Annotated in this window: 26 protein-coding genes; 19 read left to right on the plus strand and 7 right to left on the minus strand. The window is 54.0% G+C overall.

The genetic code is table 11. The features are described 5' to 3' along the window. Positions 1–21: 21 nt before the first annotated feature. Both LZU96_RS12210 and LZU96_RS12215 read right to left on the minus strand, forming a co-directional pair. A complete protein-coding gene (locus LZU96_RS12210) occupies positions 22–405 on the minus strand; it encodes a hypothetical protein (protein WP_233984580.1) in 384 nt (127 codons plus the stop codon). Positions 406–599: 194 nt separating this feature from the next. Next, on the minus strand, positions 600–779 hold the full coding sequence (locus tag LZU96_RS12215) for a hypothetical protein (RefSeq protein WP_233988194.1): 180 nt from the start codon (positions 777–779) through the stop codon (positions 600–602). A 214-nt stretch (positions 780–993) separates the two neighbouring features. Between LZU96_RS12215 and LZU96_RS12220 the strand changes: the two genes are divergently transcribed. The 3 genes from LZU96_RS12220 to LZU96_RS12230 all read left to right on the plus strand — a co-directional run bounded on the left by LZU96_RS12220 (position 994) and on the right by LZU96_RS12230 (position 2,978). After that, the gene (locus LZU96_RS12220; protein ID WP_233984581.1) at positions 994–1,323 is read left to right on the plus strand and encodes a hypothetical protein; all 330 of its coding nucleotides are present in this window, start codon (positions 994–996) and stop codon (positions 1,321–1,323) included. 63 nt (positions 1,324–1,386) lie between these two features. After that, a complete protein-coding gene (locus tag LZU96_RS12225) occupies positions 1,387–1,938 on the plus strand; it encodes a hypothetical protein (protein ID WP_233984582.1) in 552 nt (183 codons plus the stop codon). A gap of 29 nt (positions 1,939–1,967) precedes the next feature. Then, positions 1,968–2,978, plus strand: coding sequence for a Ppx/GppA phosphatase family protein (locus tag LZU96_RS12230; protein WP_233984583.1), 1,011 nt, complete (start codon positions 1,968–1,970; stop codon positions 2,976–2,978). Between the two features lie 63 nt (positions 2,979–3,041). Here LZU96_RS12230 and LZU96_RS12235 read toward each other — a convergent pair whose 3' ends face one another. Further along, positions 3,042–3,248 carry a DUF2767 family protein gene (locus tag LZU96_RS12235; protein ID WP_233984584.1) on the minus strand — a complete coding sequence of 69 codons (207 nt, stop codon included), beginning with the start codon at positions 3,246–3,248 and terminating at the stop codon, positions 3,042–3,044. A 188-nt stretch (positions 3,249–3,436) separates the two neighbouring features. Here LZU96_RS12235 and LZU96_RS12240 point away from each other — a divergent pair, with 188 nt between their 5' ends. The 4 genes from LZU96_RS12240 (at position 3,437) to LZU96_RS12255 (ending at position 6,416) form a co-directional block, all read left to right on the plus strand. Beyond that, positions 3,437–3,685 (plus strand): DUF883 family protein, encoded by a 249-nt coding sequence (locus LZU96_RS12240; RefSeq protein WP_233984585.1) that lies wholly within the window; start codon positions 3,437–3,439, stop codon positions 3,683–3,685. A gap of 184 nt (positions 3,686–3,869) precedes the next feature. Continuing rightward, entirely contained in the window at positions 3,870–4,040 is a 171-nt protein-coding gene (locus LZU96_RS12245) for a hypothetical protein (RefSeq protein WP_233984586.1), read from the plus strand. A 943-nt stretch (positions 4,041–4,983) separates the two neighbouring features. Then, a complete protein-coding gene (locus tag LZU96_RS12250) occupies positions 4,984–6,045 on the plus strand; it encodes a glycosyltransferase family 9 protein (protein ID WP_233984587.1) in 1,062 nt (353 codons plus the stop codon). Further along, positions 6,045–6,416 carry a DUF1493 family protein gene (locus LZU96_RS12255; protein ID WP_233984588.1) on the plus strand — a complete coding sequence of 124 codons (372 nt, stop codon included), beginning with the start codon at positions 6,045–6,047 and terminating at the stop codon, positions 6,414–6,416. Before LZU96_RS12250 ends, LZU96_RS12255 begins: the two co-directional genes overlap by 1 nt. Here LZU96_RS12255 and LZU96_RS12260 read toward each other — a convergent pair. Next, entirely contained in the window at positions 6,383–7,393 is a 1,011-nt protein-coding gene (locus LZU96_RS12260) for a glycosyltransferase family 9 protein (protein ID WP_233984589.1), read from the minus strand. The genes LZU96_RS12255 and LZU96_RS12260 overlap by 34 nt on opposite strands. A gap of 653 nt (positions 7,394–8,046) precedes the next feature. Between LZU96_RS12260 and LZU96_RS12265 the strand changes: the two genes are divergently transcribed. Further along, positions 8,047–8,286, plus strand: a complete 240-nt coding sequence (locus LZU96_RS12265) for a hypothetical protein (protein WP_233984590.1) — start codon at positions 8,047–8,049, stop codon at positions 8,284–8,286. A gap of 898 nt (positions 8,287–9,184) precedes the next feature. Here the strand turns inward: LZU96_RS12265 and LZU96_RS12270 are convergent. Both LZU96_RS12270 and icd read right to left on the minus strand, forming a co-directional pair. After that, complete coding sequence (locus LZU96_RS12270; RefSeq protein WP_233984591.1) at positions 9,185–9,535, minus strand: hypothetical protein; 351 nt, start codon at positions 9,533–9,535, stop codon at positions 9,185–9,187. Between the two features lie 609 nt (positions 9,536–10,144). Further along, entirely contained in the window at positions 10,145–11,395 is a 1,251-nt protein-coding gene (gene icd, locus LZU96_RS12275) for an NADP-dependent isocitrate dehydrogenase (protein WP_233984592.1), read from the minus strand. A 95-nt stretch (positions 11,396–11,490) separates the two neighbouring features. Here icd and rluE point away from each other — a divergent pair, with 95 nt between their 5' ends. The 8 genes from rluE to LZU96_RS12315 all read left to right on the plus strand — a co-directional run bounded on the left by rluE (position 11,491) and on the right by LZU96_RS12315 (position 19,356). Continuing rightward, positions 11,491–12,162, plus strand: coding sequence for a 23S rRNA pseudouridine(2457) synthase RluE (rluE, locus tag LZU96_RS12280; RefSeq protein ID WP_233984593.1), 672 nt, complete (start codon positions 11,491–11,493; stop codon positions 12,160–12,162). A 47-nt stretch (positions 12,163–12,209) separates the two neighbouring features. Beyond that, a complete protein-coding gene (locus LZU96_RS12285) occupies positions 12,210–12,686 on the plus strand; it encodes an NUDIX domain-containing protein (RefSeq protein ID WP_233984594.1) in 477 nt (158 codons plus the stop codon). Between the two features lie 39 nt (positions 12,687–12,725). Continuing rightward, complete coding sequence (gene mnmA, locus LZU96_RS12290; RefSeq protein ID WP_233984595.1) at positions 12,726–13,838, plus strand: tRNA 2-thiouridine(34) synthase MnmA; 1,113 nt, start codon at positions 12,726–12,728, stop codon at positions 13,836–13,838. Between the two features lie 43 nt (positions 13,839–13,881). Beyond that, entirely contained in the window at positions 13,882–14,523 is a 642-nt protein-coding gene (gene hflD / locus LZU96_RS12295; RefSeq protein WP_233984596.1) for a high frequency lysogenization protein HflD, read from the plus strand. A 44-nt stretch (positions 14,524–14,567) separates the two neighbouring features. Beyond that, positions 14,568–15,938, plus strand: a complete 1,371-nt coding sequence (gene purB, locus LZU96_RS12300; RefSeq protein WP_233984597.1) for an adenylosuccinate lyase — start codon at positions 14,568–14,570, stop codon at positions 15,936–15,938. A 104-nt stretch (positions 15,939–16,042) separates the two neighbouring features. Then, positions 16,043–16,711, plus strand: a complete 669-nt coding sequence (gene phoP / locus LZU96_RS12305; RefSeq protein WP_233984598.1) for a two-component system response regulator PhoP — start codon at positions 16,043–16,045, stop codon at positions 16,709–16,711. A 2-nt stretch (positions 16,712–16,713) separates the two neighbouring features. Then, positions 16,714–18,174 (plus strand): two-component system sensor histidine kinase PhoQ, encoded by a 1,461-nt coding sequence (phoQ, locus tag LZU96_RS12310; protein ID WP_233984599.1) that lies wholly within the window; start codon positions 16,714–16,716, stop codon positions 18,172–18,174. 57 nt (positions 18,175–18,231) lie between these two features. Continuing rightward, positions 18,232–19,356, plus strand: a complete 1,125-nt coding sequence (locus LZU96_RS12315; RefSeq protein WP_233984600.1) for a cupin domain-containing protein — start codon at positions 18,232–18,234, stop codon at positions 19,354–19,356. A gap of 112 nt (positions 19,357–19,468) precedes the next feature. On the opposite strand, the gene pepT is transcribed toward LZU96_RS12315, so the two are convergent. Then, positions 19,469–20,698 (minus strand): peptidase T, encoded by a 1,230-nt coding sequence (gene pepT / locus LZU96_RS12320; RefSeq protein WP_233984601.1) that lies wholly within the window; start codon positions 20,696–20,698, stop codon positions 19,469–19,471. A gap of 314 nt (positions 20,699–21,012) precedes the next feature. Between pepT and potA the strand changes: the two genes are divergently transcribed. Genes potA through potC form a run of 3 tightly spaced genes read left to right on the plus strand, consistent with a single transcriptional unit; the run spans position 21,013 to position 23,742 of the window. Then, positions 21,013–22,128, plus strand: a complete 1,116-nt coding sequence (potA, locus tag LZU96_RS12325) for a spermidine/putrescine ABC transporter ATP-binding protein PotA (RefSeq protein ID WP_233984602.1) — start codon at positions 21,013–21,015, stop codon at positions 22,126–22,128. Further along, complete coding sequence (gene potB / locus LZU96_RS12330) at positions 22,112–22,972, plus strand: spermidine/putrescine ABC transporter permease PotB (RefSeq protein ID WP_409520468.1); 861 nt, start codon at positions 22,112–22,114, stop codon at positions 22,970–22,972. The genes potA and potB overlap by 17 nt, the downstream gene beginning before the upstream one ends. Further along, positions 22,969–23,742 (plus strand): spermidine/putrescine ABC transporter permease PotC, encoded by a 774-nt coding sequence (gene potC / locus LZU96_RS12335; RefSeq protein WP_233984603.1) that lies wholly within the window; start codon positions 22,969–22,971, stop codon positions 23,740–23,742. Before potB ends, potC begins: the two co-directional genes overlap by 4 nt.

Raw genomic sequence — 23,742 nt, forward strand, 5'->3', positions numbered from 1 at the left:
AGCGGCTCCTGTTACGGCGGGTTACGAGTCAGAACGCTGACGATCGTCGTAACGCTCCAGGCTTAACGCCTCGACATCACGCTTTTCGCTGCGGCTACAGGGCACCAGCTTATCGCTATCGCGGTAAACAAAGAAAGTCGCTTCACTGCGCTGGTTGACGATTAACTGATCGCCATTACGAAAGCGGGTGATCGCCACTTTATCGCCCGCCTGTAACCGGGTGCGCTGTTGGCCAGCAGCAATCTGGAAATGGTTCTGCGGCCACATTAAAGTGGTTAAACCATATTCGGCACGCGAAATAGTCATGGTCGGACGACCGGGACAGTTGATTTGAAATTCGCTTTCGCTCCAGGCTGGCGCGACGTGACAGGCCAGCAGGCCCAGCGCAATCAGGGCTGATTTCATCGGTTCTCTCCGCTGAATTGATGATTTTATTAGGGATTTTTCAGCTTAACACATCACAGCAGAGAGAAAAGGCAGCAGAGCAGCGGGAATAAGACCAGTAAAAGATAGAATCTGGCGCAGCGAGAGCAGGAAAGTTGAGAAATTTTGAAGTAAACAGGCCAGCATAACCCTGCGTCATGCTGGCCCATCAGACGTTATTCTGAGGAGACCTCTGCAGCGACTAACATCAGTGCCAGTCCTGCATTTTCGCCGTCGTAGGCCTGCATCGCGGCGCGAATATCAGCAGCGCAACTGACCACCTGGTGCTTTTTATCGCTCTCAAGTTGCTCAATCGCGTGGCGAATAATCATTAGATGTGCTTCTTCTTCGTTCATCATTTATCCCTGGTTTTGCCTAAGTGGTGCGCAAAGAAGCCAAGAATACCGTTTATCTGTTAGCAAAGTCACCCTTTTACATTCCCGTTGCTTAACGATTAAACAAATTGCAAATGGGAAGCGTATTCGGAACTGCTATGATCAAGCTATCCGTGACGTAACCAGATAGAATCTGCGCCACGCGTTTCCCAGGGACTGAAGCAGGTAGAGGATCATGTTGCGACTCAGCATTTTCATATTCATCATACTGATGACTGGATGTTCATCTGGCCCGAAAGGGGTTGAGTGTCCGGGTGAGGTATCGACAATTTATGGTCAGCCGATGGGACAGACGCAGAGCGTTATTTTTGACCTGGTGAGTTCATTCAGCGTCAGCCGCGATGATGTCAGGGTGGAGAGCGGGCCATTGCAGTCGCTCGATCGTTTTAAATATGTGCCGTCGAGCGTGACGCGTGAAGGTTATTACGCCCAGCGCCTCTCTGATAAGCAGTTCCGCCTGATTAATCCTTATCAAAACACGCAGATTACCTGGACATGTCCATAAGGGATGAATCCTGCTGCCAGATGGTTTATTGTCAGAAAACGTCAAGCAGCAGGTCTCTTTACCATGGAAAAGCGTCTGGATAACAACGGCTACATCGATTTCCCCTTTCCCGCCACGCGTAATGCCGATGGTTCGGTTAATCCCTGTGGTTTCGATCTCACGCTGGAGACCGGCCGGCTGGAGGAGATTGCCGTACTGACGCACTCGGTCAACCTGCGTCGGCTGGTGGAGGAGATCAACCTGCAGGATGGCCTGTTTATGACGCTGGCCTGTGACTGGCAGCAGCAAGCCCATGCGGTGTGCGGCTTTATTGACGTGGCTTTTCGTCCCGATCTGCCGCATCACGGTCACGATGAGGCGTTGCAGCTTGAGGCGCGCTTTAATCACTATCTGGCGGAACAGGAGAAGCAGCATCAGATGGCGCCTGACACGCTGGTAAATTATGCCCGCTCGGTGCTTGACTGGAGCTGGTCGCCGCTGCGTCAGCGGCAGCGCGACTATGAAAAGATCACCATTCAGTTTTATTGCCCGCAGGCTGACGACGCTGAATGGTGCTTTGATCACCTGCGTCATTTTCTGGTGAGCTGGTATCCGGCTTGCGTGGCGTCCCGCTAATCCTGCTTTTATCTGCGCCCGGAGCCGCTATGCGCCCTTTCTGGTTACTTGCTGTGACGCTGTTCTGTTCGCTGTTGTTGACGTCAGTCGCACAGGCTGATGAGTGCCGGCAAATCCGGGCTGGCCTTGATATCGGTTCCGGCACGACCAAAATCGCCGTCGCCCGCGTGGATCTCTGCCAGCACCGCATCGAGAAGATGCTCTATCAGGATCAGCGTGCCGTGGCCTGGAACGAGGCGCTGTCGCAGGCCAGCGATAACCAGCTGAGTCCGGCGGTGGTCCGCCAGGGCGAAGTGGCGTTGCAGCAACTGCTGAAAAATGCACAACGTTACCATCCGCAACGCATCACGGGCGTTGCCACGGCGGCGTTTCGCCGCGCCAGTAACGGCCAGGCCGTCATTGAACAGCTGGCCAGCCAGACCGGCACCCGGCTGACCGTGATCTCACAACAGCAGGAAGCGAAGCTGGGTTTTTTGTCGGCGAAAGCGGCACTTAACGATCCGTCCATCCGCGACGAGCAGCTGCTGGTGTGGGATATCGGCGGCGGTTCAATGCAGATGACCGCCTGGCGGCAACAGCAGAATCAGCCGGTTGCGGATATTTATCAGGGCAAGCTCGCCTCGGTGACGCTAAAGAACTTTATTCTGACGGTGCTGAAAAACAGCCCGGACGCCGCATCGCCGAACCCGATTGGCTCATGGCGGCAGACAGTGCTGCGTTTTGTCGAATTGTTTGCCGGTAATGATGTCACGCCGCAAATCCGCCAGGATGTGGCGGGTCGTCAGGTGATTGGCATTGGTGGCGTCCACGGTTTTTCGATCCGTAATCAGCTGCCGGGCAAACCCGATCGTTACAGCTTGTCCCGCCTGAGCGAGTTATCGAAACAGCAGGTCTGGAAGGGCGACAGCGAACTGACGGGCGAATACCGGGCGACCGACGTCAGTAATCTGCTGCTGGTTGAAGGCTATATGCGGGCGCTGAAGATAGACGAGGTAACCGTCGTGAATGCCAGTCTGATTCAGGGCGTGTTGCTGCAATAGCCTGCCAGCATAAAACCGGACGCCGTGCCGGTTTTTCACTTGCGGGCGCGAAGTCAGACGTGCTCAGGGCTTGATCAGACGAATCGCGTGCTCCAGCATCTTTTGCTCGTCGCGATCGCTATGAGCCCGATGCTGACGGGTGCGTTTCAGTACGTCGAAGATTTCATTGCGTTTGGTTTCATGACCACACTCTGCCAGCATAATCACTGCGTCACCAATCACCCGGCACACCTCGTCATAATCGTCTTCTTTCAGTACATCACGTTTCATCGCTTCTCCTCCCGTTACGCCTGATTTCTGTCCAGCTTAACAAAGGCTAGACAGGAAATGCTTAGCCTGCAAATTGAACGCCATTCACAGCCAGAAACGATTTTTACCGCTTCATTTACCGCTAAACGGCGCAGAGTTCGTCATCTTTGCTACGCTTGGAGAGTCTCACTAAAACCAAGGAGCAATAAATGTCAGGAAAAATCGAAGATAAAGTCAAAGAAGCAGCTGGCGCGGTTCAGGAACAATGGGGCGCAGCAACCGGTTCATCTGAGCATCAGGCGAAAGGCGCAGCCCGCCGCTATACCAACCAGGCCAGCTATGCCGCGCGTGATGCTGCGGATTGCATCAAGGATCAGGTTCAGTCCAATCCTTTCGCCGGTCTGGCTGTGGCCGCTGGCGTGGGCGTCTTCATCGGTTTCCTGCTGGGTCGTAAATAATCCGGCAGTTCAGGTGACAGAACGGAAGCCAGTGGCTTCCGTTTTTTTTTGCTGACAATCCCCTCCCTGAGAAATCTCTGAAAAAACAGCCATCTCAAGGCTGAACGTTTTTTTTCAACCAGGCTTAATCGGGTAAGTGCTTACCCATTCTTTCTACTTTCTGAATTAATAAAAAGGTGGTTACATGAAAGCATTCCCTGCCCTGTTGCTGGTTGCAGCAACCCTGACCTCACTGGCAGGCTGTTCACACCGGAGCAGCGCGATTAAAGAAGATGGCCGTCCTCATGCCCCTAGCGGTCAGTCCTCACCTGGCGGCACCCTGGGTTCCGGCCCGGTCGGTCAGCCTCAGTCATAAAACCTCTCCCCGGCACAGTGGCCTGATGCTCGTCAGTTAAGGTTAGTTAAATGTGCAAAGGCTGTCACGGTCAGACGTGGCAGCTTTTTTTTTGGGCAGGAGTGCGGGCCTGCGCACCGCTGCTGCTGCCGGGCCGTCCTCGCGCCGCTGCGCGGTACCTTCGGCTTTGACGTCGTGCCGACGAACCGTTCGGGGATCGGCCTTCCCTGGCCGGCCCCGAACTCTCCACGCTTCCCGGCGTGGCGTTCTGGCCCAACGTCACGCCTCAGCGCTGCGGATAGCCCTTTCAGCAGCAGAGGCGCCCAGGCCTCCACTATCGTGCCCTTTTTAACAACACGCACTGAAGCTTCAGAGCAGGCTGGAGTCGATCAGGGGCAGGCAATCCGCAGCGCTGAGCAGAATGAGTCTGCCAGGAGAGCCCGCAGGACGCGGGCGAAAGGCGGGGCGGCACAGGATGTGCCATCCCCGGCGGTCCGTCAGGCAGACGAATGAAGTGAAGGTACCGCGCAGCGGCGCGAGGACCGCCAGCCCCTGAGCGGCACCAGACTGCGTTATCACCTGCGGCTTAACTGACAGGCATCAGGCACAGTGGCCGGGGAATTTTTTCGGGATAAACAGTGATCTTTGTTAAGCGGACAAGGAGATAAATAACACTCACACTAATAATTACCTCGCTATTAATTACCGGCTAAATAAATATTTTTCCTCATCAAAAAATAAATCGCAGAATCATCCTAATTCTTTTTCTATTATTTTCCTGCTCTGCTGGTCCGTATGTAAAGAATCCGCCTATAAACAGTAAAATTACTGGTTATAACTTCAACACTTCCTCTACGGCCGCTAAAAATAAAGCCATTCAATGAACTTTACCCGCCGCCTTATTATCTAATTCTTCACAACACCTTCTGTTTAATAAAATTAATACGTTCAAGAGAATTCAGACGTGAAGAAAAAAAAGATTTATCTGATAGACCGCTTTTTAACGCTTTATTCTCGATTTTCCGGCCGGAAAAAACCCCATAACCTGCAGGGTCTGACGCCAGAGACGGTCGTCATCTACTCCACCACCGCACTGGGGGATTTCCTGATGAACACCCCGGCGATCTGGAGTCTGAAAAATCGTTTTCCCACCAGTAAATTTATTCTGGTCTCCAGCAAGAAAAATAAAGATTTAGTCACGCGTTATCACTGGTTCGATGATGTCTATATCTGGGATAACAAGATGCTGAATTTTTTACCCTTAATATTCAAACTGCGACGTAAAAAACCCGATTTATCGGTGATATTACACGCCCATTTCCCCTACGACATTTTGAGTTCAGTGATAACCGGTAGCCAGACAATTATCCGTGACCACTATGGCAGCGAATCAGCACTGCTCAATAAACATCTCGATCATTACTCAGGTTATTTCGACGATCACACCATTAAGCGCAAACTGAAACTGGTGGAATCACTGGGTGCCGGGACGTATCAGACAGAGATGCACCTGCCGCCGCAGGAAACTCACACCGCAGCGCCCTGCGCCCATCGGCGGATTGGCTTCCAGTTAGGTGCATCGAAAGATATTCGCCGCTGGCCGCTGGCGCATTTTAGCCAGCTGGCAACGACCTTAGTGGAGACCTGGCCGGACTGTGAGATTATCGTGACCGGCACCGCCGCTGAACAGCCGCTCGAACAGGCATTTATTGACAGCCTGCCGTTGCCATACCGCAAAAATGTGACGCCGATGGCGGGCAAAACCCCGCTCAGTGGGCTGATTACGCTGATCCGCAGCCTGGATTTGCTGGTCACCGGTGATACCGGCCCGCTGCATATTGCCGTTGCGGCGCAGGTTCCTACCGTCAGCCTCTTCTCAACCGCCAATCCGCGCTATACCGGTCCCTGTCAGGACCGCGATCGACATATTATTATTCATCGTCCGGAACGCCACGCCTCACAACATCCGATGGCCTCGATCAAGGCTGAGGAAGTCCATCAGGCTGTGACGCAACTGGTGGGATAATGGCGAAGCCCTGCACACCACAAGCGGTCATCGCGTTAATTGAATATCACAACCAGCCAACGGCATTGGGCTGGTTCCGCAGAACAGATCGCCATAACTTTTACCTGCAGCAGTTACCGCTGAATGAAGTGGAGTTTGCTCTGCTGATGAGTGATTTCTTTCTGACTTTTGACGTCTGTTCGCAGCACTACGATGAGGATCGCTATTTTCCGGCGTCAGACTCGTTGTTGTCGAGGCTGACCAGACGGATGGGCATAGCATCCCGGCTGGCTTACCGCCCGCTGACGGTGGCGATGCTGTGCGAAGCGGCCAGCCTGGGACGCTGGCCTGAGGAAGATTACTGGATAACGGTGCCGACAAAGGCCTCATAGACCTCGCTGCACCTTAGCGCGGTAACCTGACGTGAAGACGGGTGCAGCACCTGGTGCTTCACCTGCCACGGATGCCAGCAGACCGGATCGCTGTCGCCGAACATCGCCACCACCGGCAGACCGAGCGCGGCACCGATGTGCATCGCACCGCCATCGCTGGTCACCAGGCCCTGACACAGCGACATCGCCGCGATCAGCTGTGGCAGGCTGGTGGTTGCTACCGCTTTCAGCGACAGTTGCGGACAGAGCGCCATAATTTCACTGGCTTTCTCATCATCGCCTGGATGGCGCGGGTTATCGCGACTGCCCGGTGACCATAGCAACATGATCTGGCAGGAATGGCGGGCCGCAAGAGTTTGCGCCAGTTCGGCAAAGCGTTCAGCCGGCCACTGCTGGCTCGGCTTACGGGCGCTGATTTGCAACGCATAAACTGGTTGATCGGCATCGATAGCGTATGTTTTTCGCAGAGCAGCCGCGATGGCGGCATCGGGTTGCAGCGTCAGTCCGCCCGGCGCAGAGACGCTAAGATTGAAGGGGCGCGCTAAACTGAACAGGATTTCGCTGATGTGTCGCTGCCCGGAGGTGTCCGGTGCTAACAGCGTGGTAATCAACGGATGCGGTTCCTGCCCTAACGCAATCACCTGCGCAGGACGTATCACTTTGACCCACTTCAGGCCATGCTGATCCCAGCGGCTTTTCGCCAGAATCACCGCATCGTAATGCTTCTTTTTCAGCGTCAGCATCAGTTTCAGACGCTGCAGCAGACAGGCGACTCTTCCCTGTCCCGCTTCCCGATGATGCGATTTGGTGTAGTAAAACAGGTGCCGGATTTCAGGATTATGCTGCAACACCGGTGCCGCATAGTTGTTCGTTAACACATCAACCTGGTGCTCACCCGACTGGTGCAGCGCGCTAATCAGCGGCGTGGTCAGTAACGTATCGCCAATGTTATCCCGACAAATAATCAAAACCTGCATGTTTGACATCCTTTGCACACCGGGCAGGCCGTTATGCTGGCTAAAAGTGAAGCTCGCCACCCTTGTCCCCGAAAGGGATAACCGTGACGGCATAAGTCAGCATTTAGTCAGCGCAGATTGAGGTTGGTTCCGTAGCGGTATCAACAGGAAAAGAGGAGTACAGAGAGGAAAAGCCTCAGCTCAGCGTGCGGCAGGCCTGGGCCAGGAAGCATGCCCCATCCGGCGCTTATCTCCGGCACTCGCAATGGCTTAGCTCTTGAAGGGGCATAAGAATCATCTCATTTCACAGTGCAGCGGGATTAACAATAATTGCGATTATGACTATTACCCTGCTAACAAAAGGTAAACCACCTGCTGTTCAGTGATGCCGGATGAGCCATTACTGAACAGCGCCAGCCGGGGATTAGCGAAAGACTTATTAAATCCTGACGGTTTCCCGACGAAATATTCACAGCCTGAAATATAATTAGTTTTTACAGCACACTTTGCTATTGAAAAGATTTTATATTCGGATGCAAATCCGCTATTAAATACAATTATTAAACTTCACTTCTCAAATAAAACTGATCGTTTGTCAGGATTTAAAAATTAAAATGCCGGTGTATATTGCTTTCGGCTACTCCTCCCTATGGCAAACTTAGATAAGGATCATCATGAAAAAAATCACAGTTTCTTTAATTACACTTGCCCTTCTGTTACCCGCCGTTAGCTTTGCAAGTAATGGATTTTATCCCAGCGGTCATAGCGAATCTCATCGGCATGAAAAGGAAAAAAAACCAGGCAGTCACGATGCCCGCCTGAAAAGGATTGACCACAAAAAAACGACTCAACACCACGATCGCTGGGATCATAAAAATAATAAGCACCTTACCAGACACAGTGATCATAAATAATCAGAAGTGAAGGATGCTCACCGGAAACGGTGGGCATCCTGAGTCAATACAAATGCAGACAATTGAATCAACCTTTATCGCCTTCCAGGGATTAATAGCTGTTCAAAATCCGCTTTTCGCATAACATGAAATTTTATAAATGCAATAGTAAAACAGATCCACTGGATAACTTTCGGAATTAATCCATTCAGGCAGGACAGAAAATGATTAGAAAGTTTTTAATCTTAAATTTATAATTAAAAACAGTCATGTCTTACCAGATTCACTCAAAGCCGCTTTCCCTGGTGTTAGCCATATTGGCAACCCCACTTTAGTCCGACAGTCACTAACGGCTACTAAGTGGGGATTTTTTTATCCGGTAAAAGCTGACACCTTATCTGCCCTGGTGTTACCCCCACATTTAGCGAAATGATCGCATTCATCCCGGTCAATTTTAATAACCAGTAACTAAAATAACTTAGTGAGACTATTAAAAGTACATGGATAGCGGGATATTGCCGGACCGCTTTTCTGATCGGATCATTACTGACGCTAAGAAGTGCTCTGTTGCGGCTTCCTGCGCAAGCATGGCGCTCTGGAATCATTTGGCCCGCGCGGTCTATCCTAAGCTCACCAACGGCTTCTGACGCTGAAGCCGCTGGTGCAAGGCGCTATTGATGCGCCTGATACCGATATAGCTGATGCTTATCCTTCGTTCTGCCGGCAATGTCAGTGGGGAAGCTGGCTGAGGATTTGATGCTGACGTGATACACACCGTGGCTAACCCACGATGCTTATTATGGTGCGACTTTCGTTTATGATCGCCATCCCTGTAAAAATTATGGCGTAGCCTGAATAACCGCTGTCTGTATCGTTCTGGCGAGGCGCCTGACTTAATAGCCTGGCTAAAATGTTCGTATCAGCCAGACCGCACGGCCTTAATTAATTGATCGAAGTTCTTCATCCTTTCAATGAAGCTCTTTTCATCCTGATTGAAGTGATGCCTGGCTGAAACACTTTCACGATCGGTAGAGCGTTCTGACAAAATGAAAAACTTCTTGTCTACGCCTTTCAGGAAGTAGGTTCGTTTAGGGCTGTCAGTGCCAATCTCAATGAGACAATAAGGCGATCGTATCAATGTCTTCAGCGAAGTTCTGACAGAATTAACCGCATAATCAGGATAATGTTCTCTGACAAGATGATGCATTTCAGCTTCAGTAAGAGATTTACCCATAATTAACTTAGCCAGCTGCGCTGAATTGATATTCACCCTATTCTCAATGCACCTTCTCCTTGTTATTTTCACCACGCGTGCCTCCGGCACACGTCTGCTCCCTGCTTTACTCAGTCGTCGCACCGTCAAAACTGCGGGGATCGATCACTGGCCGGGTTCCTGTCATTTATCGCCCGTCAGTGTAGCGCCACCCCAAAACATTGCCGTGAGGCAGACAACATTTAATTGACTGCGAAAGCCATTTAAACGGATATCACACTTATCGCTCATCTTACCGCCTGCCATCAGATCCTGTTTCAGTTATTGATGCTCTATGGGTACCCTTTTTTATTGAGCCAGGCAGTCAGTTCAGTCATTACAACAATGTTAAATCAACGATTCGGTATCAGGACAGCCAGATGATTAACTCATGTGTAAACCCTGTTCGCAGACAGAGAGGTTAAGCCGTTAATAATAAAACGGTCAGCTGCTGAAAGTCACAAAGAGAGTCGCGGTTGTATTAATAGATCAGGCTGACTGCCTGCAATCTGACCCCTTCTGCAATACAGGAGAGGTTAATCCGCAACCGGAAAGCGGATTTGGGCAACATCAGGGTAAAAAAAAGCCAGCACGAGACGGTGCTGGCTGTGTGCTACTTAGATCCGATTACATATTTTCGATGATCGCATCACCAAACTCTGAACATTTCAGCAGTTTAGCGCCATCCATCAGGCGTTCGAAATCGTAAGTCACGGTCTTGTTAGCGATAGCGCCTTCAACACCTTTAACAATCAGGTCAGCCGCTTCGAACCACTCCATGTGACGCAGCATCATTTCTGCTGACAGGATGACGGAACCTGGGTTCACTTTATCCTGACCAGCATATTTAGGAGCTGTACCGTGGGTCGCTTCGAACAGCGCGCACTCATCACCAATGTTAGCGCCTGGTGCGATACCGATACCGCCAACCTGCGCCGCCAGGGCGTCAGAAATGTAGTCACCGTTCAGGTTCATACAGGCGATAACGTCATATTCAGCCGGACGCAGCAGGATCTGTTGCAGGAACGCATCGGCAATCACATCTTTAACGATGATCTCTTTACCGGTGTTCGGGTTTTTGAACTTCATCCACGGGCCGCCGTCGATCAGTTCGCCGCCGAACTCTTCTTTCACTAACTGGTATCCCCAGTCTTTGAAAGAGCCTTCGGTGAACTTCATGATGTTGCCTTTGTGAACCAGCGTCAGGGAATCACGATCGTTGGTGATGGTGTATTCCACTGCCGCACGGACCAGGCGTTTGGTCCCTTCTTCCGAGCACGGCTTAACACCGATACCACACTGCTCAGGGAAGCGAATTTTCTTCACGCCCATCTCTTCGCGCAGGAACTTGATCACTTTGTCTGCTTCAGCAGAGCCCGCTTTCCACTCGATACCGGCATAGATATCTTCGGAGTTCTCACGGAAGATCACCATGTCGGTCTCTTCAGGGCGTTTAACCGGGCTTGGCGTGCCTTTGTAGTAACGTACCGGACGCAGGCAGACGTAGAGGTCCAGCTCCTGACGCAGAGCAACGTTCAGTGAACGAATACCGCCGCCGACCGGCGTGGTCAGTGGGCCTTTGATGGCAACGCGATATTCTTTAATTAAGTCGAGAGTTTCCTGTGGCAGCCAGACATCCTGACCATAAAGTTCCACGGATTTCTCACCGGTGTAGATCTCCATCCAGGAGATTTTACGCTCGCCGTTGTAGGCTTTCTTCACCGCAGCGTCGACCACTTTCAGCATCACTGGTGAAACATCAACGCCGATACCGTCACCCTCAATGTAAGGAATGACCGGATTGTTTGGCACTGTAAGCTTGCCCTGATTCAGGGTGATTTTCTGACCTTCCGCCGGAACAACTACTTTGCTTTCCATTAACCTCTCCTGGGCGTTTGTTAATGATTTGTAAGATGCGGGTCAATACTACTTGAATATTTCCGTCACGCCAATCACCGCAATTTCGCGTTATAATGCGCCCATTGTTTCTGACTGCAAAGCCCATGCGAAAAACTTCTCAACGAATTCACCAGGATAAACGATTCAGCCGCCCGACGCGTGATGCGCGGCCTGCGCCTGTCCGCACTGCCGACCCGCGCCGCGTGCTGCTGTTTAACAAACCCTTCGATGTTTTGCCACAATTCACCGATGAGGCGGGCCGCCGCACGCTAAAAGATTTCATCAGCGTGGCCGGGGTTTATGCCGCGGGCCGTCTCGATCGCGACAGCGAAGGCCTGATGGTGCTGACCAATGATGGTGCCTTGCAGGCCAGGCTGACACAGCCCGGCAAACGCACCGGCAAGATCTACTATGTTCAGGTGGAAGGTGCGCCGCAGGAAGCGGACCTGCAACCCTTGCGGGATGGGGTTAATCTGAAAGATGGCCCGACGCTACCGGCACAGGTCGAGAAAGTCGCCGAACCAGAGTGGCTCTGGCCACGCCAGCCGCCGATTCGCGAGCGCAAAAATATCCCGACCCAGTGGCTGAAAGTGACGCTGTATGAGGGCCGCAATCGCCAGTTGCGCCGGATGACGGCGCATATCGGCTTTCCGACGCTGCGGCTGATCCGTTATGCGATGGGCGGCTATGCGCTCGATAATCTGGCGCCCGGAGAGTGGCGTGATGCAGACGACAGTCCGGCCTGAGAATGTCTTTTTTTTCATAACGTCAGGTTAACAATTGCGGAGGATCGATGTTTAAACCTCATGTCACGGTCGCCTGCTTAGTGCAGGCGCAAGGTGAGCTGCTGGTGGTCGAAGAAACCATTAATGGCCAGCCGACCTGGAACCAGCCCGCCGGTCATCTGGAAGCGGATGAAACGCTGCAGCAAGCGGCGCAACGTGAATTAGCCGAAGAGACCGGTATCGTGGCAGAGATGGACTATTTCATCACCGTTCACCAGTGGATAGCGCCTGATAATACGCCTTTTGTGCGTTTTCTGTTTGGACTCGATCTGGCTGAAAAGCAGCCAACCCAGCCGCAGGATAGTGATATCGATTGCTGCTGGTGGTTGCCGCCAGCGCAGATTCTTACCGCGTCTAACCTCCGTTCACCGCTGGTCGCTGAGAGCGTGCGTCTCTGGCAGCAAGGGGCGCGCTATCCGTTACATCTGGTCAGTGCGTTCCGCTGGCCGTTTCATGAGGGTGCGCGCCCGCCTTCTGCATGGTAGAATGCGCCGCCTGTTTTTTTATCGTTATGCGAGCGTGTCATGTCTGACAACAGCCAGAAAAAAGTGATCGTCGGTATGTCCGGCGGCGTCGATTCTTCCGTTTCCGCCTGGTTACTGCAGCAGCAGGGTTACCAGGTTGAAGGCCTGTTCATGAAGAACTGGGAGGAGGACGATGGCGAGGAATATTGTACTGCCGCGGACGATCTGGCGGATGCGCAAGCGGTGTGCGACAAGCTGGGTATTAAGCTGCATAAGGTGAACTTTGCGGCTGAATACTGGGATAACGTCTTTGAGCATTTCCTCGAAGAGTACAAAGCGGGTCGTACGCCGAACCCCGATATTCTGTGTAACAAAGAGATCAAATTCAAAGCGTTCCTTGAGTTCGCGGCTGAAGATCTCGGCGCGGACTTTATCGCCACCGGCCACTACGTGCGTCGTCACGACGTGGATGGTCAGAGCCAGCTGCTGCGCGGTCTGGATGGCAACAAAGATCAGAGCTACTTCCTCTACACCCTGAGCCACCAGCAGATTGCTCAGAGCCTGTTCCCGGTCGGCGAACTGGAAAAACCGGAAGTGCGCCGCATCGCCGAACAGCTGGATTTAATTACCGCGAAAAAGAAAGATTCCACCGGTATCTGTTTTATCGGCGAGCGCAAATTCCGCGACTTCCTGGCACGTTATCTGCCGGCGCAGCCCGGTGAGATCGAGACCGTGGACGGCCAGATCGTTGGCGAGCATCAGGGTCTGATGTATCACACGCTGGGGCAACGCAAAGGTCTGGGCATCGGCGGTCTGAAAGAGAGCAAAGATGATCCCTGGTATGTGGTCGACAAAGATGTGGCGCGCAACCGCCTGATTGTCGCCCAGGGCGGCGATCATCCGCGTCTGATGTCTGTGGGTCTGATTGCACAGCAATTGCACTGGGTTGATCGTCAGCCGATCACCGCCCCGCTACGCTGTACGGTCAAAACCCGTTATCGTCAGACCGACATCCCGTGTGAGATCATCCCTCACGGCGAAGACCGGATTGAAGTGCGCTTTGATGAGCCCGTTGCGGCCGTCACGCCCGGACAATCTGCCGTGTTCTATCTGGGCGATGTCTGCCTGGGTGGCGGCATCATTGAAGAGCGCCTGCCGTTAGTGGCGAAATAAGCCGCCCTGACCCGGCGTTCATGACGCGTAAACAGGAGTAACCGTGGCGAAGAATTATCAGGAAATCACACTGGCGCTGGCGGGCATCTGTCAGTCAGCCCATCTGGTGCAGCAGCTGGCCCAGCAGGGTCATTGTCAGCCGGAGGCGTTTACCGTGACGTTGCGCAGCGTACTGGATCTCAATCCCAGCTCGACGCTGGCGGTGTTCGGTAACAATGAAGCCAACCTGCGCCTCGGTCTTGAAACCCTGATGGCGGTGCTCAACAGCAGCAGTCGCCAGGGCGCGGGCGCAGAACTGACGCGTTACACCCTCAGCATGATGGTGCTGGAGCGTAAGCTCAGCGCCAATAAATCCGCGATGGCGACGCTGGCCCAGCGTATCAGCCAGCTCGATCGTCAGCTGGCGCATTATGAACTGGAGTCCGATACCATTCTCAGCGCCATGGCGGGTATCTACGTGGACGTCATCAGCCCGTTAGGCCCGCGCATTCAGGTCACCGGATCGCCCACCGTGCTGCAGAACCCGCAGTTGCAGAGTAAAGTCCGTGCCACACTGTTAGCCGGCATTCGTGCCGCGGTATTGTGGCAGCAGGTCGGCGGTGGCCGTCTGCAACTGATGTTCTCGCGCCAGCGTTTGCTGCGTGAGGCCAAGACCCTATTATCCCGGCTGCCACTGACTTATTAAGTCGGTGCGGCAAAACACTGTTAAATGATTCAGGAGTTGCACTGATGGAATTATCCTCTCTGACCGCCGTCTCACCTGTCGATGGTCGTTACGGCGATAAAGTCAGCCCGCTGCGTGCGATTTTCAGCGAATTTGGTTTGCTGAAATTCCGCGTTGAGGTTGAAGTTCGCTGGTTACAAAAACTGGCCGCGACCGCAGAGATCAAGGAAGTTCCTGCATTTGATGCCGACGCAAACGCTTTCCTCGATGCGATTGTCAGCAACTTTTCAGAAGATGATGCAGCGCGTATCAAAACTATTGAGCGCACCACCAACCACGACGTGAAAGCGGTTGAATATTTCCTGAAAGAGAAAGTGGCGGACGTACCTGCTCTGCACGCGGTCTCTGAGTTCATTCACTTCGCCTGCACCTCCGAAGATATCAATAACCTCTCTCACGCACTGATGCTGGAAACCGCCCGTCGCGACGTGATCCTGCCCTACTGGCAGCAGCTGATCGCCGCCGTGAAAGGCCTGGCGAATGAATACCGCGATATCCCGCTGTTGTCCCGTACGCACGGTCAGCCTGCGACGCCCTCCACCATGGGTAAAGAGATGGCGAACGTCGCTTACCGTCTGGAACGTCAGCTGCGTCAGCTGAGCCAGATCGAGGTGCTGGGTAAAATCAACGGCGCCGTCGGTAACTATAACGCCCACATTGCTGCCTATCCGGAAGTGGACTGGCATCAGCTGAGCGAGCGCTTTGTCACCTCGCTGGGTATCAGCTGGAACCCCTACACCACCCAGATTGAGCCGCACGACTACATTGCAGAGATGTTCGACTGTATTGCCCGCTTTAACACCATCCTGATCGATTTCGATCGCGATATCTGGGGCTACGTGGCGCTGAATCACTTTAAACAGAAAACCATTGCCGGCGAGATCGGCTCTTCCACCATGCCGCACAAGGTGAACCCGATCGATTTCGAAAACTCCGAAGGCAATCTGGGACTGGCCAACGCAGTGATGCAGCATCTGGCCAGCAAACTGCCGGTATCACGCTGGCAGCGTGACCTGACCGATTCCACCGTGCTGCGTAACCTCGGCGTCGGCATCGGCTATGCACTGATCGCCTATCAGGCGACGCTGAAAGGCATTTCGAAGCTGGAAGTGAACCGTGACCGTCTGCTGGACGAGCTGGATCACAACTGGGAAGTGCTGGCGGAACCGATCCAGACGGTGATGCGCCGTTACGGCATCGAGAAGCCTTACGAGAAGCTGAAAGAGCTGACGCGCGGCAAGCGAGTGGATGCAGCAGGCATGCAGGCCTTTATCGACAGCCTGGCACTGCCGGAAGAAGAAAAAGTGCGTCTGAAGCAGATGACGCCAGCAAACTATCTCGGTCGGGCTATCCAGATGGTTGACGATCTGAAATAATCCCCTCCGCAGGCCGGTTCAGGCCGGCCTGCGTTAACATCTTGTTTAGTTCATTTCGCGTATACTTTCTTCAATTTGACTCATTCAGATAGTAAGGAATTCCTATGCGTGTTCTGGTTGTGGAAGACAATGCCCTGCTGCGCCATCATCTCGCCGTCCAGTTACGTGATATGGGCCACCAGGTTGATGCTGCCGAAGACGCCAAAGAAGCCGACTATTTTCTTCGCGAGCACCTGCCCGACATTGCGCTGGTCGATTTAGGCCTGCCTGATGAAGATGGCATGTCACTGATCCGTCGCTGGCGCAGCGATGCCGTTCGGCAGCCCATTCTGGTGCTGACCGCTCGCGAAGGCTGGCAGGCTAAAGTGGAGGCGCTGGAAGCCGGTGCCGATGATTACGTCACCAAGCCGTTCCATATTGAAGAAGTGGCGGCGCGGCTGCAGGCGCTGATGCGCCGTAACAGCGGTCACGCCTCGCAGATTATCGACATGGCGCCGTTTCAGGTTGATTTGTCACGTCGCGAACTGACGGTGAATGAGCAGCCGGTTAAACTCACGGCCTTTGAATACACCATCGTGGAAACCCTGATTCGTAACGCCGGCAAAGTGGTGAGTAAAGACTCGCTGATGCTGCAACTCTATCCCGACGCTGAACTACGCGAAAGCCACACCATCGACGTGCTGATGGGTCGCCTGCGCAAAAAAATTCTCGCGTTGCATCCCGCTGAAGTCATTGCCACCGTCCGTGGCCAGGGTTACCGCTTTGATCTCTGACCATGTCCTGGTTTAATCGTTATCGCCCGATTTCGCTGCGCGCCCGTTTTCTGTTGGCCTCCGCAGCGATTGTCCTGTTCCTCTCCCTCTCCTATGGCATGGTCGCCGTGATTGGCTATGTGGTGAGCTTCGATAAAAACACCTATCGGGTCATGCGCGGTGAAAGCAATCTGTTCTTTACGCTGGCGCAGTGGCATGACAATCGGCTCACCATTGCCCAGCCGGAACGGATGACGCTTAACTTCCCGACGCTGGTATTCATTTATGACGAGCACGGCAAGCTGCTGTGGCAGCAACGCGACGTGCCGGAGATCCGCCAGAAGATCCGGCGTGACTGGCTGATAAAGCCCGACTTCTATGAAATTGATACCAGCAACGGCACCAGCCTGGCGGCGATGGGAGATAACCTGAGTGCCAAACGGCGACTGCACGCCTGGGATACCGACAGTGATGACACCTTCACCCACTCGGTCGCGGTTAACCGCTATGACGCCACCACCAATCTGCCGGCGCTGACCATTGTGGTGGTCGACTCGATCCCGCAGGAGCTGCAGCATTCGGACGTGGTCTGGTCGTGGTTCAGCTATGTGCTGGCGGCGAATCTGATCCTGATTGTGCCGCTGCTCTGGCTGGCGGCACACTGGAGCCTGCGCCCCATTGGCGCACTGACTCAGCAGGTGCGGGAACTGGAGACCAGCCAGCGCGAAAAGCTGGATGACAATCCGCCGCAGGAGCTGCGCAGTCTGGTACGCAACCTGAATCTGTTGCTGACTAACGAACGACAGCGCTACACCCGCTATCGCACCACGCTTTCAGATCTGACGCACAGCCTGAAAACCCCGCTGGCGGTACTGCAGAGTACCCTGCGATCGCTGCGCAGCGGCAAAGAGCTGACGGTTGAGGAAGCTGAGCCGGTGATGCTGGAGCAGATCAGCCGCATCTCGCAGCAGGTCGGTTATTACCTGCATCGCGCCAGTATGCAGGCCGATCATAATCCGCTGCAGCGCGACCTGCATTCGGTATCCGGGCTGCTCGACAGCCTCTGTTCGGCGCTGAATAAGGTCTATCAACGCAAAGGCGTGGCTATCACGCTGGATATCTCCCCGGAACTCACTTTCGTCGGCGATCAGAATGATTTCATGGAAGTGATGGGTAACGTGCTGGATAACGCCTGTAAATATTGCCTGGAGTTTATTGAAGTCAGCGCTTATCAGAGCGAGAAAGCGCTGCATCTCTATATTGATGATGACGGTCCCGGCATCCCGGAGAGCAAGCGCGATCTGGTGTTTGTCCGCGGTCAGCGCGCCGATACGCTCCGTCCGGGTCAGGGACTGGGGCTGGCGGTGGCACTGGATATCCTGGAGCAATATGCGGGTAAGGTCATCGCCTCCAGCAGCGCGCTGGGTGGCACCCGGATGGAAGTGGTGTTTCAGCGCCAGGAAGTCGAACATCGCCGCGAGTAGAAACCGGTCCGGGCTGTTATACTTGCTGGCATTTACAGCCCTAAGCGGAACCCTTGTATGGACTATCAGCTCGATCTCAACTGGCCCGATTTTATTCAACGCTACTGGCAAAAACGTCCGGTCGTGCTGAAGCGTGGCTTTAAAAACTTTGTCGATCCTCTCTCCCCGGATGAACTGGCCGGACTGGCGATGGAAAACGAGGTGGATAGCCGCCTGGTCAGTCATCAGGATGGCAAATGGCAGGTCAGTCACGGCCCGTTTGAGAGCTACGATCATCTGGGTGAGAATAACTGGTCCCTGCTGGTTCAGGCAGTTAATCACTGGCATGAACCTTCTGCCGCCCTGATGCGCCCTTTCCGTTTTCTGCCTGACTGGCGTATCGATGATCTGATGGTCTCATTCGCCGTGCCGGGTGGCGGTGTCGGCCCGCATTTCGACCAATATGACGTGTTCATTATTCAGGGCAGTGGTCGCCGTCGCTGGCGTGTCGGTGAAAAAGTGCCGATGAAACAGCACTGTCCGCACCCTGACTTACTGCAGGTGGAGCCGTTCGACGCCATCATCGATGAAGAGATGGAGCCGGGCGATATTCTCTATATTCCACCTGGATTCCCGCATGAAGGCTATTCGCTGGAAAATGCGCTGAACTATTCGGTGGGCTTCCGCGCGCCGAGCGGCCGTGAGCTGATCAGCGGCTTTGCCGATTACACGCTGGCGAATGAGCTGGGTAGCCTGCGCTTTAGCGATCCTGATGTGCCGTCGCGCGATTGCCCGTCACAGATCCTGCCGCAGGAAATTGAAGGGATTCGTCAGGTGATGCTGGACGTGATTAACCAGCCGGAACATTTTGCGCAGTGGTTTGGCGAGTTTATTTCGCAGTCGCGTCACGAACTGGATGTTGCGCCACCAGAGCCGCCTTATCAGCCCGATGAGATCTATGACGCCCTGCAACAGGGTGATGCGCTGAGCCGGCTAGGTGGCCTGCGCGTGCTGACGATTGGCGATGCCGTTTACGTCAACGGTGAGCGGGTTGAGTGCTCGCATCCTGATGTCATGGCCGTTCTGGCCCATCATTACCGCATTACGCTGGAAGATCTGGGCGATGCGCTGGACGATCCGGCGGTACTGGCGCAGATCGCCGGGCTGGTGAATGCCGGTTACTGGTACTTTGGCGAAGAGTAACTGATCCTGAGGGCAGGCACGCCAGCCGCCAGCCCTCAGCAAGCCCATCAACTCAACAGGCTCTCCGCCGTTAGCGGCAGAGAGCCTGCCTCAGTAAAAAGCCGTTCGCAACTTAACCTTTCTTCTGCGCCGCCAGTTCTGACAACCGCACAATCACGTCTACTGATTTCGCCATGATATTCAGCGAAGCAAACTCATGCTTGCCGTGATAGTTGTAGCCGCCGGTAAACAGGTTCGGGCAGGGTAAGCCTTTCCATGACAGCGCGGAGCCATCCGTGCCGCCACGAATCGGTTTCACCACCGGCTCAATTCCGCAGTCACGCATCGCCTGCAGCGCCAGTTCGATGATGTGCGGGAACGGCTCAACCTTCTCGCGCATATTACGATAGCTGTTGGTGATCTCTACGGTGACAGAGCAATCCTTGTGCAGGGTTTTGGTCATCTCCGTCGCAATCTGCTGCAACGTCTGTTTGCGCTGCTCAAAACTGTCGGTATCAAAGTCGCGAATAATGTAGTGCAGCTCAGCATGTTCAACCGTGCCTTTCATCTGATGCAGATGATAGAAGCCCTCATAGCCTTCGGTGTACTGCGGCTTTTCACTGGCGGGTACGGCGGCATGAAACTGATTAGCCAGATCCAGCGCATTCACCATCACCCCTTTGGCTGAGCCTGGATGGACATTGTTGCCCACGATTTTGACCGTGGCTGAGGCGGCATTAAAGTTTTCATACTCAAACTCACCCAGATCGCTGCCGTCGACGGTGTAGGCCCAGTCAGCGGCAAAACCTTCGACATCAAAATGCGAGGTGCCACGGCCGATCTCTTCGTCAGGCGTAAAGGCCACGCGGATGGCGCCATGCGGAATATCGCTCTCCACCAGCCGGGCCATTGCGGTCATGATTTCGGCGATGCCCGCTTTATCGTCCGCGCCCAGCAGGGTTTTGCCATCGGTGGTGATCAGCGTGTGGCCGATCAGCTTGTGCAGCACCGGAAACATCACCGGCGACAGAATCTCATCGCCATTGCCCAGCGCAATGTCACCGCCGCGATAGTTTTCAATAATCTGTGGATTAACGTGCTTCGCAGTGAAATCAGGCGAGGTATCCATATGGGAGATAAAACCAATCACCGGGGTAGGCCAGTCAACATTGGCGGGCAAAGTGCCCATCACACAGCAGTGGTCGCTTAACGTGACATCAGCAAAGCCCAACGCCAGCAGCTCTTCCTGCAGCTGACGCGCCAGCGTCCACTGCCCTTCACTGCTCGGCACCTGACGCGCCTGCGGTTTCGCCTGGGTTTCGACTGCGACGTAGCTCAAAAAACGCTCTAGTAACTGTTCCATATCCCATCCTTTAAAAGTGCTGTCCGTTATTATTCACGGACCAGCCGGACGCAACGTTGCGTCAAATCATTAGCTGACAGGTTAGCGCTGTCGATCCCCTTTGGGAAAGCGATCCCGTCGAAAAAAAGCCGGATTGTGAGATTATTGCGGCAGGTCTCGCAATGTGTTGTTAACAATCCCGATTATCGGCTGCCCGGCGTGGTCAAAACATGGCAATGACACAGTTTTCAGGTATCATCCGCCCCTTCTTGCTGGCTGGCTGCGGTAGGCGGCTATGCTGTAACCTGATCGACCTTTGACAGACTGAGACTAAAATGACGCAAACACGCGCACAGCAGGCGCTGGTTACGCTTTCTGGCATCAGTAAAGCTTTCGATGGCAAAACCATCATTGATGATTTTAATCTGACCATTCACCATGGCGAATTTATCACGCTGCTTGGCCCCTCGGGCTGTGGCAAAACCACCATTCTGCGCCTGATTGCCGGGCTGGAAGAGGCCGATAGCGGGCGCATCCTGCTGGACAACCAGGATATTACCGATACCGTTGCTGAACATCGTCACGTCAATACGGTATTTCAGAGCTACGCACTGTTCCCGCATATGACGGTGTTTGAGAACGTCGCCTTTGGTTTGCGGATGCAAAAAACTCCGGCGGCGCAGATCACTACCCGGGTCACTGATGCGCTGGCGATGGTGCAGCTGGAGAGCTTTGCCGATCGCCGTCCGCATCAGCTGTCGGGCGGACAGCAGCAGCGTGTTGCTATCGCCCGTGCGGTGGTCAACCGGCCAAAGGTGCTGTTGCTGGATGAGTCGCTCTCTGCGCTGGATTATAAGTTGCGTAAGCAGATGCAGAACGAGTTGAAAGCGCTGCAGCGTAAGCTGGGTATTACCTTTGTTTTCGTCACCCACGATCAGGAAGAGGCGCTGACCATGTCCGATCGGATTGTGGTGATGCGCGACGGAAAAATTGTGCAGGACGGTACGCCGCGTGAGATCTACGAAGAGCCTGATAATCTGTTTGTCGCCCGCTTTATCGGTGAGATCAACGTTTTTGATGCTGAAGTGATCGCCAGCGAAAACGCCCCACGGATTCGGGCGCGGGTAGAAGGCCGTGAGTGCGATATTCACTGCGCTTTCCCGGTCCGGACAGGTGACCGGCTGCATGTGATGCTGCGCCCGGAGGATTTGCGCGTGGAAGAGATCCACGGTGACAGCGCAGTGGATGGCCTGATCGGCTATGTCCGTGAGCGTAACTACAAAGGCATGACGCTGGAATCAACCGTTGAACTGGAGAACGGCAAGCTGGTAACGGTGAGCGAGTTCTTCAATGAAGACGATCCTGACTTTGACCACTCACTGAACCAGAAGATGGCGGTGAACTGGGTGCCCAGCTGGGAGGTGGTGTTGCCGTATGAAGCTGATGCGTAACGGTTTCCAGAAGAGCGTCATTGCGCTGATCGTCAGCTGGCTGGCGCTGTTTGTCTTTCTGCCTAACCTGATGATCTTTATCACCAGCTTTCTGACGCGTGATGATGCGCACTTTGTCAGCGCGGTCTTTACCCTCAGCAACTACACGCGGCTGCTTGATCCGCTCTATGCCGAAGTGCTGCTGCATTCGCTCAACATGGCGCTGATCGCCACCCTCTGCTGTCTGCTGCTGGGCTACCCGTTCGCCTGGTGTCTGACAAAATTACCGGCGCGTCTGCGTCCGCTGATGCTGTTCCTGCTGATTGTGCCCTTCTGGACTAACTCCCTGATCCGCATTTATGGCCTGAAAATATTTCTCAGTACCCGTGGCTGGCTGAATGATTTTCTGCTGACGCTTGGCCTGATCGATAAGCCGTTTCGGATAATCTACACCCCGGAAGCGGTGGTGCTGGGCCTGATCTACATCCTGCTGCCGTTTATGGTGCTGCCGCTCTACTCCAGCCTGGAAAAGCTGGACAAGCCGCTGCTGGAAGCGGCGCGTGATTTAGGTGCCGGAAAAATACAGACCTTCTTTCGCATCATTCTGCCGCTCACCATGCCGGGCATTATTGCCGGCTGCCTGCTGGTGTTGATCCCGGCGATGGGGCTGTTCTACGTGGCCGATTTAATGGGCGGCGCGAAAAACCTGCTGATTGGTAACGTGATCAAAAGTCAGTTCCTTAATATTCGCGACTGGCCGTTTGGTGCCGCCACCAGCATCGTGATGACGCTGCTAATGGGCCTGCTGCTGCTGATTTACTGGCGCGTTGCGCGTCTGCTGAATAACAAGGTGGATTTAGGATGATGGCACGCCTGTTACGCGGCAGTTTTATGGCGGTGATTTACGCCTGGTTTTATATTCCGATTGTGATTTTGATCGTCAATTCGTTTAACGCCTCGCGGTTTGGCATTAACTGGCAGGGATTCACGACGCAGTGGTATCACCTGCTGCTGAACAACGACAGCCTGCTGCAGGCGGCGCAGCATTCGCTGATCATGGGGGTGCTGTCAGCCAGCTGTGCAACGTTGATCGGCTCGCTTACCGCCGTGGCGCTCTACCGCTACCGCTTTCGCGGCAAGCCTTTTGTCAGCGGTATGCTATTTGTGGTGATGATGTCGCCGGATATTGTGATGGCGATTTCGCTGCTGGTGCTGTTTATGCTGCTGGGGATCTCGCTGGGTTTCTGGTCGCTGCTGTTCTCACACATCATCTTCTGTCTGCCGTTTGTGGTGATCACCGTTTACTCGCGGCTGAAAGGCTTTGATGTGCGGATGCTGGAGGCGGCAAAAGATCTGGGTGCCAGCGAGACCACGATTCTGCGTAAAATTATCCTGCCGCTGGCGATGCCCGCCGTCGCGGCCGGCTGGTTGCTGAGCTTTACCCTCTCCATGGATGATGTGGTGGTCTCTTCGTTTGTGACCGGCCCGACCTTTGAAATATTACCGCTGAAGATTTACTCAATGGTCAAGGTGGGCGTCTCACCGGAGGTGAATGCGCTCGCCACCATTCTGATGCTGCTGTCGTTGCTGCTGGTAGCCGGCAGTCAGTGGTTACTGCGTGACAGAAATAAATAA

The organism is Pantoea agglomerans (assembly GCF_021397715.1).
In the GTDB taxonomy this organism is placed as follows: domain Bacteria; phylum Pseudomonadota; class Gammaproteobacteria; order Enterobacterales; family Enterobacteriaceae; genus Pantoea; species Pantoea astica.

Coding starts and splice junctions, on each gene's coding strand:
- LZU96_RS12215 (WP_233988194.1), bottom strand. CDS start 779: ATGAACGAAGAAGAAGCACATCTAATGATTATTCGCCACGCGATTGAG.
- phoP (WP_233984598.1), top strand. CDS start 16,043: ATGCGTGTTCTGGTTGTGGAAGACAATGCCCTGCTGCGCCATCATCTC.
- LZU96_RS12240 (WP_233984585.1), top strand. CDS start 3,437: ATGTCAGGAAAAATCGAAGATAAAGTCAAAGAAGCAGCTGGCGCGGTT.
- LZU96_RS12285 (WP_233984594.1), top strand. CDS start 12,210: ATGTTTAAACCTCATGTCACGGTCGCCTGCTTAGTGCAGGCGCAAGGT.
- LZU96_RS12245 (WP_233984586.1), top strand. CDS start 3,870: ATGAAAGCATTCCCTGCCCTGTTGCTGGTTGCAGCAACCCTGACCTCA.
- LZU96_RS12230 (WP_233984583.1), top strand. CDS start 1,968: ATGCGCCCTTTCTGGTTACTTGCTGTGACGCTGTTCTGTTCGCTGTTG.
- icd (WP_233984592.1), bottom strand. CDS start 11,395: ATGGAAAGCAAAGTAGTTGTTCCGGCGGAAGGTCAGAAAATCACCCTG.
- rluE (WP_233984593.1), top strand. CDS start 11,491: ATGCGCCCATTGTTTCTGACTGCAAAGCCCATGCGAAAAACTTCTCAA.
- LZU96_RS12315 (WP_233984600.1), top strand. CDS start 18,232: ATGGACTATCAGCTCGATCTCAACTGGCCCGATTTTATTCAACGCTAC.
- mnmA (WP_233984595.1), top strand. CDS start 12,726: ATGTCTGACAACAGCCAGAAAAAAGTGATCGTCGGTATGTCCGGCGGC.
- phoQ (WP_233984599.1), top strand. CDS start 16,714: ATGTCCTGGTTTAATCGTTATCGCCCGATTTCGCTGCGCGCCCGTTTT.
- LZU96_RS12255 (WP_233984588.1), top strand. CDS start 6,045: ATGGCGAAGCCCTGCACACCACAAGCGGTCATCGCGTTAATTGAATAT.
- purB (WP_233984597.1), top strand. CDS start 14,568: ATGGAATTATCCTCTCTGACCGCCGTCTCACCTGTCGATGGTCGTTAC.
- LZU96_RS12210 (WP_233984580.1), bottom strand. CDS start 405: ATGAAATCAGCCCTGATTGCGCTGGGCCTGCTGGCCTGTCACGTCGCG.
- LZU96_RS12235 (WP_233984584.1), bottom strand. CDS start 3,248: ATGAAACGTGATGTACTGAAAGAAGACGATTATGACGAGGTGTGCCGG.
- pepT (WP_233984601.1), bottom strand. CDS start 20,698: ATGGAACAGTTACTAGAGCGTTTTTTGAGCTACGTCGCAGTCGAAACC.
- potB (WP_409520468.1), top strand. CDS start 22,112: ATGAAGCTGATGCGTAACGGTTTCCAGAAGAGCGTCATTGCGCTGATC.
- LZU96_RS12220 (WP_233984581.1), top strand. CDS start 994: ATGTTGCGACTCAGCATTTTCATATTCATCATACTGATGACTGGATGT.
- LZU96_RS12260 (WP_233984589.1), bottom strand. CDS start 7,393: ATGCAGGTTTTGATTATTTGTCGGGATAACATTGGCGATACGTTACTG.
- LZU96_RS12225 (WP_233984582.1), top strand. CDS start 1,387: ATGGAAAAGCGTCTGGATAACAACGGCTACATCGATTTCCCCTTTCCC.
- potA (WP_233984602.1), top strand. CDS start 21,013: ATGACGCAAACACGCGCACAGCAGGCGCTGGTTACGCTTTCTGGCATC.
- potC (WP_233984603.1), top strand. CDS start 22,969: ATGATGGCACGCCTGTTACGCGGCAGTTTTATGGCGGTGATTTACGCC.
- LZU96_RS12265 (WP_233984590.1), top strand. CDS start 8,047: ATGAAAAAAATCACAGTTTCTTTAATTACACTTGCCCTTCTGTTACCC.